Here is a 14,643-nt window from a genome sequence, read left to right as displayed (position 1 = left end):
CTCACCCCTTGACGGAGCCGAGCGCCACGCCGGACTTCCAGTATCGCTGCATGGCGATCATCACCACGGCAAGCGGCACGATGGAGAGCACGGCGCCGGCGAGGGCGATGGTCGTCGGGTCGAACAGGGCGGTCTGCTTGGTCTGCATGAAGCTGTAGAGGCCGAGGGAGAGCGTCCACTTGTCGGAGCCGCGCAGCATCACGATCGGCAGGTAGAAGTTGTTCCAGTTGAGCACGAAGGTGAGGATGAAGATGGTGGCGGCCGGGGTGGAGAGCAGCGGCAGCACGATCTTGCCGAAGATGAACAGCTCGCCGGCGCCGTCCACGCGGGCGGCCTCGAGCAGCTCGTCGGGCACGGAGCCGTCGATGTACACCTTGGCGAGGTAGACGTCGAACGCGTTGATGAAGAACGGCACGAGCACGGCCCAGATGGTGTCGGTCATGTGCACGGCGGAGAACATGAGGTACATCGGCATGGTGAGCAGTGCGGCCGGGATGAGGAACGAGCACATGACGAGGCCCATGCCCACTCCCCTGCCGGGGTACCTGAACTTGCTCAGCGAGTAGCCGGCGGCCAGCGAGATGACCATGCAGATGAGGGAGCCGAGGCCCGCGTAGAGGATGGAGTTCCACATCCACTTGAAGAACAGGCCGTTCTCGTAGGTAAACAGCTGCTGGAAGTTCTGCACGATGTTGTTCGTGTGGCCGAACCACAGGCCGTTGGTGTTGTAGAGGTCGACGCGGGTCTTGGTGACGGAGACGACGAGCCACCACAGCGGGGCGCATGCGTAGAAGGCCATGACGATGAGCACGATGAGCACGCCGAGGCGGGTGCGCTTGTTGCCCATGCCCTTAATCCCCTTGCCGGGAGCGTGATTGGCGGTTGCGGATGTCATAACGTATCACTTCTTCCTGTTCGAGAATCCGTAGATGAGTGCGGAGAGGATGCCGATGACGATGGCGAGCACCACGGAGAGCGCGGCCGCGTAGTTGTAGTCGCCGCCTGCGGTGAACGTGTAGTTGTAGATGGTCATGATCGGCGTGAAGTTGGCGGTCACGGTCTGCGGCGATGCGGAGCGGAACAGCAGCGGCTGGTCGAACAGCTGGAGCATGCCGATGAAGGAGAGCAGGCCGGTGAGCACGAGGGATCCCTTGATCTGCGGGATCTTGATGGACCAGGCGATGCGCAGCTCGCTGGCGCCGTCCACGCGGGCGGCCTCGAGCAGAGCCGGGTCGAGCGCGGTGAGGGAGCCGTAGAGGATCAGCATGTTGAAGCCGACCTGGGTCCACAGCAGCAGGTTGGCCATGGAGACCCACAGCATGCCGGGGCTGAAGAAGTTGACGTCGAGGCCGAAGACCATGAAGAACTTGCGCAGCGGGCCGATGTCGGGAGAGTAGAGGTACACCCACATCAGCGTGGAGACGATGGTCGGCACCATGTACGGGATGAGCAGGATGAAGCGGAAGGCCTTCTTGGCCTTGGCCTTGGCGGTGTCGATGAGCAGCGCCTCGAGCAGGGCGAAGCCCATGATGATGGGAACGACCACGACGGAGTAGATGGCCACGCGCCCCATGCCGACCCAGAAGTCGTGGTCCTGCATGACCCGTGCGTACTGGCTCAGGCCCGCGAAGTGCAGGGTGGGCTCGCCGATGCCGAGGCCGCTGGACTGGCGCTTGAAGAGGCTTTCGTAGATGGCGTAGAACAGGGGGATGATGAAGACGAAGAGGAAGCCCACGAAGAACGGCAGTCCGAACAGCGCGCCCTTGTAGCCGAGGCGCCTCTGCCATGACGGCGTCTTGTTCTCTCGCGCCTGGGCCGAGGACTTCGCCGCCGTGGATACGTGGACCGAAGATGTTACGGCACTCACAATCCAACTCCTAACGATGAATGGTGCATCGGCGAATCGTCGGGGCAAGCGGACGATGACCGATGGAAATGAACGGGATGAATGGTTTTCGGGAAAAGGAATGCCGTCGAGTGGAAGAAAGGAGAAACCCGACGGCATTCGTTATGAGGAGGAGAGATGGTAGGTCTCAGTCAGACTCGGATTCGGATCAGTTGGCGGATTCGACGCTGATGCCCTTGTCCTTGAGGTCCTTGACGGTCCATGCCTGGACGTTGTCGAGCATCTGGTCGGCGGTGATCTTCTTCTGGGTGAACTGCGCCCACTGGTCCTGCAGCTGCTTGAACATGGAGCTCCAGTTCACGCCGGTGGTGTAGGGGGCGAGGGTCTTGTCGGCCTCTTCGACCACCTTGGCGGCGTCGTCGTTGTCGTCGAGCAGCTTGTCGGGCAGGGAGTCCTTGACGTACTTGCTGGCGTCGGTGACGGCCGGGAAGGCGCCGGAGCCGGTCTGGGCGTTGGCAGCGGTCTTGATGGCGGTGTCGTTGGTGGCCAGCCAGGTGGCGAACTCGACGGCGGCCTGCGGGTTCTTCGCGCCCTTCGGCACGCCGTTGCCCTGCGCGTTCAGCGGGGTGACGACGTCGGAGCCGGCGGATTCCTTCGGCCATGCGACGGCGTGCCAGTCACCGAGCGACTTGGAGAAGTTCTGCTGGTAGGCGGACAGCTGCCAGGTGGAGGTGCCGACCGTGGCGAGGTTGCCGGACTGGAAGTACTGCATCAGGGCGTCCCATTCGACGTAGGTCTTCTGGGAGAACATGTCGTTGTCGACGATCTGCTGCAGGTAGGCGGCGGCCTTCTTGGTCTCCGGGCCGTTGATGTCGACGACCCACTTGTCGCCCTTGGTGGAGTACCACTTGGCGCCGAACTGCTGGGCCATGAGCACCAGCTGCGACGGGTCCTCACCGGGCAGGTTGATGAGCTTGATGTCCTTGTTCTTGGCCTTGAGGGCCTTGCCTGCGGCGATCATCTCGTCCCAGGTGGTCGGGGCCTTGACGCCGGCGGCGTCGAGGGTCTTCTGGTTGACGATCATGAACTGCGGGCTGACCTTGTAGGGGATGACCGCGAGCTGATCGCCGACGGTGAAGGAATCGACGGCCTGCTTGGAGATCTTGGACAGGTCGGGGTTGTACTGCTTGACGTTCTGCAGCGTACCGTCGGCCAGCAGCGAGATCGTGGAGTCCATGTTGACCTCGGTGAGGTCAGGGGCGTTGCCGGCCTTGACCGCGTTGACGAGGGCCTGCTCGGCCTTCTCCTGCGAGGCCTGCTGCTTGTAGACGACCTTGATCTTGCTCTGCGACTTGTTGAACTCGTCGGCCTGCTTCTTCTGGCCCTGGTCCCAGCCCCACCATTCGATGGTCACGGGGCCGTTCGAGGTCGAGGAGCCGCTGCTCGAGCCACCGCATGCCGCGAGCGGAGCCAACAGACCGACGGCGGCGACGGCGCTCACCGCGATCTTCATCCAACGCTTGTTCATACCGAACCCTCCTTGGTTTGGGTTATGTAACTAGTTTCAACCGCGAAACAATTACAGAATAGGGCAAATTTCGACAATCTGTCAATTTCGTTGAAATCATCGGCGTTTCGCGGTTTTTGCAGATGTTCATAGAGACCGCTATAGTGCCAGATAAGCTCGTAACTATTTACATGAACATCGTTGTTGTGCAGCTATCCGGCCGACGTCATCCGTCGGCCTCATGTGAACGGACCCGCGGGCGAAAACAACTATTTCCGAGGAAGGGAATGCTAATGACACAGCTGTCATTATGGCGACGGGCCGGCCGGGCCGGCATCGCCGCCGCCATCTCCACGGCCATGGCCATATCGGCGCTTGCGGCCGGCGGAAGCATGGCGAACGCATCGGAGGCCGTGACGCCTCGCATCGGCGCGCCCACGGCGAGCTCCGTCACGCCCGATCCCGACGGCACGGTGATCCAGACCGCCAGGATCAAGGGCTCCGACGGCGGCTACCTCGCCGTTCGCCAGAACGACGGCGCCGTCTACTCCACCAAGGACGCCTCCGAGGCGTCGGTGTTCAACGTCATCGAATACAAGTACAAGTACCAGGACTACGTGACCGGAACCGACACCATCCCCGCCGAGACCTTCGGCTCCATGGTCACCACGTACTCCTTCCAGGACACCCGCTCCGGCCAGTACCTGACCATCCAGAACTACCGTGAGAAGAACACGGTGGCCGCCAAGTACTACAACGACGACCCCACCTGGGGCTCGACCGTCTACGACATCTACGCCACCGCCGGCTACGTGGGCTACAACGAGCGCTTCTACATGGACCAGGACACCGCCGACGGCAGCTGGGCCATCACCACGCACATGAACTCCGAGCGCGACATCAAGCCCGGCGACGAAAGCGACGGCAAGTCGTTCGCCAAGTACCAGACCAAGCTTTCCGGCACCCGATTCGTCACCTTCAACACCGAGGCGAGCACCCCCGACAAGGCCCCCTATCGCGTGACATTCGAGAAGGCCGACCCGCAGTCCAAGATCGTCGCCGACAACGAGACGCGTGACTTCACCCACCCAGGCATCGCGCTTTCCGCCACCGACCTCGACACCATGAAGGCCCATGTGTCCAAGGGCGAACAGCCATGGAAGGGCGACTTCGAGAAGCTGCTGGCCGACTCGCACACCACCGACGGCCCCAAGGGCCAGAACTACACCGAGATCGGGCGCGGCTCCTACACCACCTGGGACGCCCCGCGCCGCGACCAGTTCGACAACGACGCCCAGACCGCATACAACAACGCGCTCGCCTGGGCGGTGACCGGCGAGGCCAAGTACGGCGACAAGGCCGCAGCGACCATCACCAACTGGACGCATCTCAAGGCGTTCAACGGACGCGACCGCATCCTCGGCGCCAGCATCGGCACCTACCGCCTGCTCGCCGCGGCCGAGATCGTCACCTACTACGACGGCGGCTACGCCGGCTTCACCAAGGACGCGCAGACCGCCCTGAAGAACGAGATGCTCGACGTGTTCTATCCCGTCATCCGCGACGGCAGCGCCCCGATGCTCGCCAACGGCAGCTGGGACGACAGCTCCATCATGACGATGATGGCCATCGGCGTCTACACCGAGAACGCGCACATCTACAACCGCGCCGTCACCATGTATCAGGACATCCACGTCAACGGCTCCATCGCCGCCTACATCAACGACGAGGGCGTCACCCAGGAGGCCGGCCGCGACATGGACCACGCGCAGCTGCCCATCGCCTGGATGGCGCAGATCTGCCTGACCGCCGAGAAGCAGGGAGACGCCAGCCTGTGGGGCCTGTACGACAACCGCCTGGCCAAGGCCATGAACTGGTACGCCAAGTACAACCTCGGCCATGACGACGTGCCCTATTCCATCGTCGACAACATCTACCATCTGCGCGGACCGTTCGCCTACTGGGACAAGATCAACACCTGGATCAACGTGAGCTACCGCGGCTTCCTCGCCCCGACGTTCGAGACCGCCTACGCCCACTACAGGAACGTCGAGGGCGTCGACACCACGTGGATGGAGAAGGCCGCCCGCGCCATGCGCCCCGAAGGCTACAGCACGCTCGACTTCCTCAACTACTCCACGCTGACCAACTACAACGGCGAGGCCACCACGCCGCGCACGTTCATCCAGCTGCGCACCTCGGAGAAGCCGTGGTACCAGAACACGTGGGACGAGGTCAACGCCTACCGTCCCGGCTCCGACGAGCTGCCCAGCGGCGTGGACCAGACGCTGAACTCCTTCTTCTCCGTGAACAAGGACGGCACGCTCGCCATCACGTCGAAGTGGGAGAAGGCCCCGCTGTTCGAGGTCATCAAAAACGCCGACGGCACATACTCGCTGCTCGCCACGCAGAACGGCAAGTACCTCTCCGTGACCGACGAGGCCGACGGCGCCGACCTGGTCGTCAAGGCCTCCGCCAGCACGATCGGCGACAACGAGAAGTTCGCGATCTCCGGCATCGGCGGCCCCGGCGCCACCATCAGCTCCCCCTCGCACGACAACCGCCAGCTGACCATCACCCCGAAGAGCAGCAAGGACCCGGCCGGCACCTCGCCGAAGCTGGTGCTGGGCGCAGCCGGAGTCAAGGGCTCGTTCGGCCTGATGCGCCAGGCCTCCGACATCACCGTGAAGTTCGACGCGAACGGCGGCTCCGAGGTGGCATCGCAGACCGTGCAGTGGAACGACCCCGTCTCCGAGCCCAAGGCACCGACCAGGGCCGGCTACACGTTCACCGGCTGGTACTCGGACGCCGGGCTCACCCAGGCATGGGACTTCAAGACCGCCAAGGCGACCGGCGACACCACCCTCCATGCGGGCTGGGCCAAGCAGGCCGCCGGCGTGGACAAGGCCGGCCTGATCGCGATGGTCAACAAGTACGCCGGCGTGAAGCAGGGCGACTACACCGACGCCTCATGGACGAAGTTCCAGGACGCGCTGGCCAAGGCCCGCAAGGCGCTTGACGGCGCCACCACGCAGGCCCAGGTGGACCAGGCCTCCAAGGAGCTCGACGCCGCCTACAAGGCGCTTGCCGTCAAGCCCGGCAACGGGCAGCAGCAGGGCAATGCCGGCGGCTCGCAGAAGCCCGGAAACAGCGGCCAGCAGGCGGCCGATGGCGGCAGCTCCCCGAAGCCGACCAACACCAACGCCTCCAACGCCAACGCCGACAACGGCGGAAAGACCAGCACCAACGGCGGCGCCCTAGGCCATACGGGCACGGCGGTCGCCGGCCTCGTCACGGCCCTGGTGCTGCTGACGGGTGCGGGCACCGCGTTCGTCATCCGCAGGCGCCGCGCATGACCCGGCACCAACAATGATGACGGCGGGCCATCGTTGATGGACCATCGCCATCATCTCCCCTGACTCGAGAGGGCCCCGGCAGATACGCCGGGGCCCTCTCGCCGTCTCATGCGTCATATCCCCGCATCCATAAGCCCCCTTCCCCGAACGGCGCCGACGACCAGCGGCAGGCACATACGGAAAATTGATACACGGAAAATCGGTAAGCATTTTCCATAAGTAAAATCTTTTTGTTGCAATAATTTGCTTTTCTTATGGAAAGCGCTTACTGTAACGGTAGTCATGAATCAGCGCACGCGTCTTTCGCACCGATCCACGACACCTGAGACGCCGCGCCCGAGACCTATGGACGCTCCGGTATACATCGGAAGGAACAATGATGCTCACCCAAATCCTTGCCGCCGTCGAACGGTTCGGCATTCCGAAGAAACTCATAGCGGGATTCCTCACCGTCGCCGTGTTCATGACCGGCGACGGCTTCGAACTCACGTTTCTGACGAAATACATGGTCGACCACGGCTTCTCCGCAGCGCAGGGATCGCTGCTCATCACCGTCTACGGCCTGTTCGCGGCGATCGCTGGATGGACTGCCGGCGTGCTCGCCGAGATGTTCGGAGCCCGCCGCATCATGCTCATCGGCGCCTGCTGGTGGATCGGCGTGCATCTCGTCTTCCTCGGCATCGCCCTGCCGAGCGGCGTCTATCCGTTCATACTCGCCGTCTATGCGCTGCGCGGATTCGGATACCCGCTGTTCATCTACTCGTTCATGGTGCTGCTCGCGCAGACGGTGCGCCCCGAACGCCTCGCCTCGGCCACCGGACTGTTCTGGACGTGCTTCTCGCTGGGCCTCGGCGTGTTCGGCGCCTACATCCCCAGCTTCCTCATCCCCGCCGTGGGCGAATACCGCACGTTCTGGTTCGCCATCCCCTTCTCGGTGGCCGGCCTGCTGCTGTGCCTCCTCATGGTGCCCAGGACCCGTGATTCCAAGGCCGCCAAGCTCACCCACGAGGAGCGCGTCAAGGAGCTTGCCGAGGGCGTGACCATCGCGTTCCACAACCCCGGCATCGCCGTATGCGGCATCATCCGCATGATCAACAGCCTGCTGCTCTACGGATTCCCCGTCATCATGCCGCTGTATCTGTGCGGCAGGCAGTACGGCGGCGACAACTGGTTCCCCGTGCAGGACTGGATGCGCATCTGGGGCTGCGTGTTCATCGTCATGCTGTTCTTCAACGTGTTCTGGGGCTGGTTCATGGACCGCTTCGGATGGGTGTGGCCCATGCGCTGGTTCGGCTGCGCGCTGCTTGCCATCTGCGCGCTCTCGTTCTACTACGCGCCGCGCCGGTTCGGCGCGAACGCGCCGCTGATGGTGCTCGCCGCCGTGTTCATCGGCGTCGGCACCAGCGCCTTCGCATCGATCCCCGCCATCATGAACAGCCTTGTGCCCGAGAAGCGGGGCGCGGCGCTTTCGGTGTACAACCTCTCCGCCGGCCTAGCAACGTTCGTCGGCCCTGGCATCGCCACCCTGCTGCTTTCCACGGTCGGCATCGCCGGCATCTGCTGGACGTATGCGGTGCTGTATGTGGCCGGAGCGGCGCTCACCTATACGTTGCGGCCGAAGCAGCCCGGCCTGGCGAAGAAGCCGGCCGCAGTCGTCCGGACGGCGGACGCCAAGGACGGCGACATCTCAATCGAGGCTGCGGCCAAGGTGACTGCGCTTGCGCACAACCCCATGGCAACCATGGACGACGAAGCGATATAGACCACTTCATCGGGACATCGGCCAGGCCGGGGCGTCATTCATCGACGCCCCGGCCTTTTTATTGTGTTTGTATAGCGCTCACATGTACGAAAAACCCACATTCCATACCACCTGACCGCTATATCGCACAGAATCCGACACGCCGACGAAACGGCGCAATACCAACCAATCGGTAGGTACATTTGCGCCAGCGCTTGCGCAAATTGCGCAGGTGGTCTATCGTTATTCATGTCAGCCAAACAGGGCGGACGAAAAACATGAAGGAGACAACATGAACATGAAGCATTCCATGATGCGCGGTCTGGCGCTGTACGGCGCTTCCACCATGGCCGGCATCTCCACCACGAAGCTCAACGAGACCATCCTCGACATCGCGCGCGACGAGCGCTGAGCTCACCCACAGACTTTCATAACCGAATAACCAATACAGACTTTTCAATCAAGGAGAACACAATGGACTTCACCAAGGCCCTTCGCAACCTCGCTTCCTACGCCGCCGACAACATGGTCGTCGCCCCGCACTCCGTCAAGGAGATCGCGGCCTTCCACGTCGACATGGACCGCTGAACCGGCAGCAGCAAGCGATAGATAACCAACAAAGACTTTCGATCAAGGAGAAACAACAATGAACATCAAGAGCGCTCTTCGCGGACTCGCCGCCTACGCCGCCGACAACATGACCATCGTCCCGGCCTCCCCCAAGGAAATCGCTTCCTTCCACGTCGACATGGACCGCTGAAACACCGGTCAGCGAGTTTCGACCCACTGAAAACACCTTCCGTCCCGCACTTCGGGTACGGTACATCCCCGGCGATAATCGCCGGTCATCAATCAATACGAAACAAACGGAGATATGACAATGAACATCAAGAAGAACCTGCTGCGCGGCCTCGCTCTCTACGGCGCCTCCACCATGACCACCACCCCGTCGATGAGCAAGCAGATGCTCGACACCATCCACAGCATCGAGAACGACGCCCGCTGAATCGCGGACTGGCATCCCGACCAATTCAATTCGTCAACCAAAGCCATAAGGAGTAATCATGGGCTTCAAGAACAGCATGAAGAAGACCTTCGCCCTCATGGGTGCCGCCTCCCTCACCGCCTACAACGGCCGCACCTACCAGCAGATCGCCGATTCCGTCCTGGAAGAAGACGCCCGCTGAGCTGAGGTCGAGATAGACATGGTCTGCCGCAAGGCATGACCACGGGAGGCCTTAGGGGAATCCCAACAGAGAAGAAGATAAGAGGATATGCGGCCAACGGCGTCCGCGTATCGCATTCATCACATACGTATATAAATCAATATGATTCAAGCGGCGCGAAGCCGCTTTTTTGTTATGCGCCCGGCAATCCCCCGACATGGAAACCCCCAAGGAGTTGATTCTGTTTTGAGGTCAGAGGGGACCACGCTGCGCGTCCGTATGCGACCGACCCGCGACTCCCGTCAATCCGCGCGCAGGCCGCGCAGCAGGGCGATCTCCTCACGATGCGTGGTCTCGGTGAGTTCTTTGGTCTCAAGAATCATCGGCAACTCTTCCATACGCGGGTCGTTGACCATCGTACGGAAGAACCCGAGGCCGAGCTCGCCTTCGCCGATATTGGCGTGACGGTCCTTATGCGATCCGAAGCCGAACTGCGAATCGTTGGCGTGAATGGCCTTGAGACGCCCCAGCCCGACGACGTCATCAAATTGCTTCAATACGCCGTCGAGGTCGTTCACAATGTCGTAGCCGGCATCATACACATGGCAGGTGTCGAAGGTAACGCCGATCATCGCCTTGTTCTCCACGCCGTCGATGATGGAGGCAAGCTCCTCGAAGCTGCGGCCGCATTCGGTGCCCTTGCCGGCCATGGTCTCGAGCAGGATCATGACGCCGGACTCCTCGGTATCGTCGTCGGCAAGCGCATCGAACACGCGGTTGAGGCCGTCGGCGATGAGGCGGCAGCCGGCCTCGCTCCCCTGCCCCACATGCGAGCCGGGATGAATGTTGATGTACGTGCGCTGGCCGGCCGCGGCGATGGGCTCCAGCAGTCGGATGTCCTGGGCGAGCGCGTCGATGGCGAAGGCGCGCTTGGAGGCGTCCTTGCCGGCGAAGTTGTAGACGTAGGGAGCATGCACGACCAGCGGGCCGTAATGCTCGGCCGCCAGCTGCTCGCCGAACGCGGCGGCCCCTTCGGGGGTCAGCGCCTTCGAACGCTTGCCGTACGGCGAACGCGGGAAGAACGCGAACGCGGTGCCGCCTTCGTCATGCGAACGCTCCAGCAGCTTCTTCCAGCCGCCCGAGGTCGACAGATGCGATCCGATGAAGAGCTTATCCATGTGCGGCTTCCTTCCCTGCGATATGGCAATCGTGTTCGAGACTACACCTCGGCCGGGCCCGAATCGCACACGTACCTCTGCAATCAGCGAATGGGCCGCCCCCGTCGTTTCCGGCCCAGCCCACCATGACCATGCGAGTTTTGTGGTTTTTCCGAGGTCATATCACACCAAACAGTCTGATTTTCGAGCGAATGCCAAGCGATACCGGACTATTAAAACCACAAAAACACACGAGGTCGATTCAACACGTCCTGATTCGCCCGCCCCGCTCATTTCCCCACCACACGATTCCAAGGCACCCATATCGCGTTGCCCACGACAATCGTCATCGCAGGTAAACTCCGTGTGACAAATCGTGGCACGACTTGCTGAAACCGGTTTCAAGAGCTATATTGGGAATCGTTGGGAAGGAAAACAACGAAAGCGATACACAAGATCGTTGATTTCCGAAGGATTATTTGGAATTCATCGATAGCGCGCATCACGATTCGGGTTTTCGTCCTTAACGAAGTCAATTGATGAAGAAACACTATGAAAGGTGGCAATCATGTCTCTCAAGGATTCGATGCTTCGCGGTATGGCTCTCTACGGCAGCGCCAAGATGGCCGGCACGATGGGCTGCTCCAACCACGAAATGAACGACACGATCATCAAGATCGCCCAGGATCGCTGATTCGGCGGTTCATATACGACGTGAAGGGTTGATTCGGCGCCCTTCGCGCAATTGCGGCAGAGATTGCAGCAGTCAGGCCGAATATGTGAGGGAAAGCGGACAACGGGGTCCGTCTTCTTCTTTTCTACGGGGATTTTTCTTTTTTACGGGATTTCCCCTCAACGAACCCCTCTTCCACTTCGGAATCCACTCCGCTTCGACGCCTCCATACACCTTGCTATGAGCAAAATGTCAATCGTGGGCTCGGTATTTCGAAAGTATGGTTTTCACTGGAAGCTTGGGACGCAATCGCAACGATTAGGAGCGGCGCGCTTCCCCGACGCCAGCGGCAAAACCTCATAATTCGCGTTTTCGGGATATTCAAATATTCAAAGATAAAAAGCAACGAAACCAGTATTATTTTAGGTCGGTTTTCGCTCGGATTCCAGCGGTTTTCCTTTGCGGCACATAGAACGATTGACGACTGGAAATCCACGTACGCCCTTCTACCATGGGAGCCATGAGCATTCCAAATGAGTATCCAATGAAGCAATATCTCGGCGGCATTGTTGAAGCACTGAAGGCTGCTCCCACCAACGGCGCCAATCCGAACGACGTGGAGACGATTCGTTTCTACGGCGAGCTGGGCAACGACGCTCCCGATTCGCAGCTGCCCAATGTGCTGGTCGCCATCGCACGCGTGACCCGCGCCGTCACCGAGGACGAAGCCGCCAAGAAGGAGTTCACGAAGGCCGGTGGATTCGGCTACGTGAAGGACGCGCAGCACGCCATCATGGCCACGCTGGACAAGGATTCCGAGGACCTCGTCAAGAAGCGCGGCTGAACGAACGTTCGCTCCCCGCGTTCACGATTCTCAGTAGAGAAAACCGTCAACTGACTCGTTGCCAGTGCGACGGTTTTTTCATGCGCATGCGTTATAACCGACACTGAGAGTCATTATGCGGAGGGTTTCACGCACCGGTGCGTTATAACCGACGTTACGGAACCATATGCGTCGGTTATAACGCATGTATCCGTTATAACCGACGCCGAATAACGGTAGGTTGCAAAAATACGAGGCCGTTCCGATTCGTTCAGCGCCATCCAACGGACGGGAACCGAAGACACGCCACGGTTCCTGTTTGTTGGCACCGCATAACCGACAGGATGCAAAGCAACGCCCCGGTTCCGATTCATCGCACCGTATGCAACGGATGGGAACCGGAGAGCCGGAACGATTCCGGTTCGTTGGCCGATACGCAACGGACGGGAACCAAGAAGCCGCCACGGTTCCTGTTTGTTTGGCACAGACCAACCAACAGGATGCAAAGCAACGCCCCGGTTCCTGCTCGTCGCATGATGACGACGGGAAGGAACCGGGGCGAACGGCGAGCGGCCGGAGACGAACTACTTCAGGTCGTCCCAGACGCCGGTGGCCTCGAGGTCGGCCACGGTGCGGGCGGTGTCGTCGGTGAGCACGGTGATGTGGCCCATCTTGCGGTTGTGGCGCACCTGCGCCTTGCCGTAGTCGTGCACGTTCCATTCGGGATGCTCGCCGATGAGCGCGCGGCTGGGCGCCACATGCTGGCCGAGCACGTTCACCATGACGGCGGGGCTGAGCAGCTTCGGCTCGGGCAGCGGCCATCCGGCGATGCCGCGGATGTGCGCGTCGAACTGGTCGATGGAGCACGCCTCGATGGTGTAGTGGCCGGAGTTGTGCGGACGCGGCGCCAGCTCGTTGACGACCACGCGGCCGTCCTTGGTGATGAACAGCTCGATGGCGAGCGTGCCCGCCAGCTCGAAGCCCTTGGCCAGACGCAGCGCGAGGTCGCGGGCCTGCTCGTGCAGCTCGTCGCTCACCTCGGCCGGGGCTACGGTGATGTGCAGGATGTTGTTGCGATGGTCGTTGCGCACCATCGGGAACGTCACGTACTGTTCGCCGTTGCCGGAGACCAGGATCGACGCCTCGAACGCGAAGTCGACGAAGCCTTCGAGGATGCTCGGCGGGAAGCCGCCGCCGCGGTCGCCGCGGGCGCGGATCTTCTCGAGGTCGGCGTCGTTCTTCAGCACGTGCTGGCCGTGGCCGTCGTAGCCGCCGGAGCGGGTCTTCAGAACGCACGGGTAGTGCAGGTCGTCGATGGCGGCCTCGAGCTCGTCGAAGTCGTTGACCTCGCGCCACGGGGCGGTTTCGATGCCGTGCTTGTTGATGAACGTCTTCTCGTTGATGCGGTCCTGGGTCACGCGCAGCAGGTCAGTGCCCTGCGGGGCGGCGACCAAGTGGCGCACCTCGTCGATGGAGTCGGCGTCGACGTTCTCGAACTCGTAGGTGAGCACGTCGGACTTCTCGGCTAGGTCGTGGATGGCGGTCTTGTCGTCGTATTCGCCGACGACCTGGAAGTCGGCCACCTGCGCGGTCGGGCAGTCGGGGGTCGGATCGAGCACACCGATGCGGAAGCCGCGGTACTTGGCCACGATGGCCATCATGCGGCCGAGCTGGCCGCCGCCGACGATGCCGATGGTGGCACCGGGCTGCAGCATCTTGACGGCGCCGTTGGTTTCCTCAGACAAGCTGGGCATTGGACTCCTCTACCTTCTTCTTCAGTTCGTCGCGGTACTCCTGCAGCTCCTTGGCCAGACGCTCGTCGGTGGTCGAGAGGATCTGCACGGCCAGCAGGCCGGCGTTCGTGGCGCCGGAGTTGCCGACGGCGGTGGTGGCGACGGGGATGCCGCCGGGCATCTGCACGATGGACAGCAGCGAATCCCAGCCGGAGAGGGCGTGGGAGCGCACCGGCACGCCGATCACGGGCAGCGTGGTCTGCGCGGCGACCATGCCGGGAAGGTGGGCGGCGCCGCCGGCGCCGGCGATGATCACGTGGATGCCCTTGCTACGCGCGGAATGGGCGAAGTCGGCCATGAGCTCCGGCGTGCGGTGGGCGGAGACCACCTGCTTGGAATACGGTACTGCGAACTTGTCGAGCATCTCGCATGCGTGCTTCATCGTCTCCCAGTCGCTGGAAGAACCCATTACCACGGCTACGAGCGGTGCGTTTTCAGCCATCATTAACCTCCGTTGATCCGAACAGATACAACTGTACGCAACAGCGGGGAAAACACCGGCCGCGACGTGCGGAGACGGCAACGCCATCGGTTCCCCGGGGAAACGCATCCGCCCGGCGATGACGACGGCCCCGGCGAAC

Annotated in this window: 12 protein-coding genes; 6 read left to right on the top strand and 6 right to left on the bottom strand. The window is 61.8% G+C overall.

The genetic code is table 11. The features are described 5' to 3' along the window. Position 1: 1 nt before the first annotated feature. From GFD18_RS00420 to GFD18_RS00410, 3 genes are all read right to left on the bottom strand, one after another. Positions 2-895 carry a carbohydrate ABC transporter permease gene (locus GFD18_RS00420; protein ID WP_163200083.1) on the bottom strand — a complete coding sequence of 298 codons (894 nt, stop codon included), beginning with the start codon at positions 893-895 and terminating at the stop codon, positions 2-4. 6 nt (positions 896-901) lie between these two features. Then, positions 902-1,867 carry a carbohydrate ABC transporter permease gene (locus GFD18_RS11310; RefSeq protein ID WP_204313998.1) on the bottom strand — a complete coding sequence of 322 codons (966 nt, stop codon included), beginning with the start codon at positions 1,865-1,867 and terminating at the stop codon, positions 902-904. A gap of 187 nt (positions 1,868-2,054) precedes the next feature. Continuing rightward, positions 2,055-3,374 carry an ABC transporter substrate-binding protein gene (locus tag GFD18_RS00410; RefSeq protein WP_163200085.1) on the bottom strand — a complete coding sequence of 440 codons (1,320 nt, stop codon included), beginning with the start codon at positions 3,372-3,374 and terminating at the stop codon, positions 2,055-2,057. Positions 3,375-3,646: 272 nt separating this feature from the next. Here GFD18_RS00410 and GFD18_RS00405 point away from each other — a divergent pair, with 272 nt between their 5' ends. The 4 genes from GFD18_RS00405 (at position 3,647) to GFD18_RS11215 (ending at position 9,637) form a co-directional block, all read left to right on the top strand. After that, the gene (locus tag GFD18_RS00405) at positions 3,647-6,709 is read left to right on the top strand and encodes an InlB B-repeat-containing protein (protein ID WP_163200086.1); all 3,063 of its coding nucleotides are present in this window, start codon (positions 3,647-3,649) and stop codon (positions 6,707-6,709) included. A 391-nt stretch (positions 6,710-7,100) separates the two neighbouring features. After that, positions 7,101-8,471 carry an MFS transporter gene (locus GFD18_RS00400; protein WP_318644302.1) on the top strand — a complete coding sequence of 457 codons (1,371 nt, stop codon included), beginning with the start codon at positions 7,101-7,103 and terminating at the stop codon, positions 8,469-8,471. Between the two features lie 853 nt (positions 8,472-9,324). Continuing rightward, positions 9,325-9,456, top strand: coding sequence for a hypothetical protein (locus GFD18_RS11220; RefSeq protein WP_263863966.1), 132 nt, complete (start codon positions 9,325-9,327; stop codon positions 9,454-9,456). A gap of 58 nt (positions 9,457-9,514) precedes the next feature. Continuing rightward, positions 9,515-9,637 carry a hypothetical protein gene (locus GFD18_RS11215; protein WP_263863965.1) on the top strand — a complete coding sequence of 41 codons (123 nt, stop codon included), beginning with the start codon at positions 9,515-9,517 and terminating at the stop codon, positions 9,635-9,637. 281 nt (positions 9,638-9,918) lie between these two features. Here GFD18_RS11215 and GFD18_RS00395 read toward each other — a convergent pair whose 3' ends face one another. Continuing rightward, complete coding sequence (locus GFD18_RS00395; protein ID WP_163200088.1) at positions 9,919-10,794, bottom strand: deoxyribonuclease IV; 876 nt, start codon at positions 10,792-10,794, stop codon at positions 9,919-9,921. Positions 10,795-11,341: 547 nt separating this feature from the next. Between GFD18_RS00395 and GFD18_RS11210 the strand changes: the two genes are divergently transcribed. Together GFD18_RS11210 and GFD18_RS00390 are read left to right on the top strand one after the other, a co-directional pair. Continuing rightward, positions 11,342-11,467, top strand: coding sequence for a hypothetical protein (locus tag GFD18_RS11210; protein ID WP_263863964.1), 126 nt, complete (start codon positions 11,342-11,344; stop codon positions 11,465-11,467). A 523-nt stretch (positions 11,468-11,990) separates the two neighbouring features. Further along, positions 11,991-12,290, top strand: a complete 300-nt coding sequence (locus GFD18_RS00390) for a hypothetical protein (protein WP_100509903.1) — start codon at positions 11,991-11,993, stop codon at positions 12,288-12,290. Between the two features lie 563 nt (positions 12,291-12,853). On the opposite strand, the gene purK is transcribed toward GFD18_RS00390, so the two are convergent. Next, on the bottom strand, positions 12,854-14,023 hold the full coding sequence (purK, locus tag GFD18_RS00385; RefSeq protein WP_163200089.1) for a 5-(carboxyamino)imidazole ribonucleotide synthase: 1,170 nt from the start codon (positions 14,021-14,023) through the stop codon (positions 12,854-12,856). Beyond that, entirely contained in the window at positions 14,007-14,504 is a 498-nt protein-coding gene (purE, locus tag GFD18_RS00380) for a 5-(carboxyamino)imidazole ribonucleotide mutase (RefSeq protein WP_163200090.1), read from the bottom strand. The genes purK and purE overlap by 17 nt, the downstream gene beginning before the upstream one ends. Between the last annotated feature and the right edge of the window lie 139 nt (positions 14,505-14,643).

The organism is Bifidobacterium saimiriisciurei, from assembly GCF_010667655.1.
GTDB classification, from domain to species: domain Bacteria; phylum Actinomycetota; class Actinomycetes; order Actinomycetales; family Bifidobacteriaceae; genus Galliscardovia; species Galliscardovia saimiriisciurei.
Note: the sequence above shows the minus strand (reverse complement) of the source record. Positions and strands in the feature narration are given on the sequence as shown.

Bases quoted from the DNA above. Each gene is read 5' to 3' on its own strand.
- GFD18_RS00395 (WP_163200088.1), bottom strand. From the start codon at position 10,794: ATGGATAAGCTCTTCATCGGATCGCATCTGTCGACCTCGGGCGGCTGG.
- purE (WP_163200090.1), bottom strand. From the start codon at position 14,504: ATGGCTGAAAACGCACCGCTCGTAGCCGTGGTAATGGGTTCTTCCAGC.
- GFD18_RS00405 (WP_163200086.1), top strand. From the start codon at position 3,647: ATGACACAGCTGTCATTATGGCGACGGGCCGGCCGGGCCGGCATCGCC.
- GFD18_RS11210 (WP_263863964.1), top strand. From the start codon at position 11,342: ATGTCTCTCAAGGATTCGATGCTTCGCGGTATGGCTCTCTACGGCAGC.
- GFD18_RS11215 (WP_263863965.1), top strand. From the start codon at position 9,515: ATGGGCTTCAAGAACAGCATGAAGAAGACCTTCGCCCTCATGGGTGCC.
- GFD18_RS00390 (WP_100509903.1), top strand. From the start codon at position 11,991: ATGAAGCAATATCTCGGCGGCATTGTTGAAGCACTGAAGGCTGCTCCC.
- GFD18_RS00420 (WP_163200083.1), bottom strand. From the start codon at position 895: ATGACATCCGCAACCGCCAATCACGCTCCCGGCAAGGGGATTAAGGGC.
- GFD18_RS11220 (WP_263863966.1), top strand. From the start codon at position 9,325: ATGACAATGAACATCAAGAAGAACCTGCTGCGCGGCCTCGCTCTCTAC.
- GFD18_RS00410 (WP_163200085.1), bottom strand. From the start codon at position 3,374: ATGAACAAGCGTTGGATGAAGATCGCGGTGAGCGCCGTCGCCGCCGTC.
- purK (WP_163200089.1), bottom strand. From the start codon at position 14,023: ATGCCCAGCTTGTCTGAGGAAACCAACGGCGCCGTCAAGATGCTGCAG.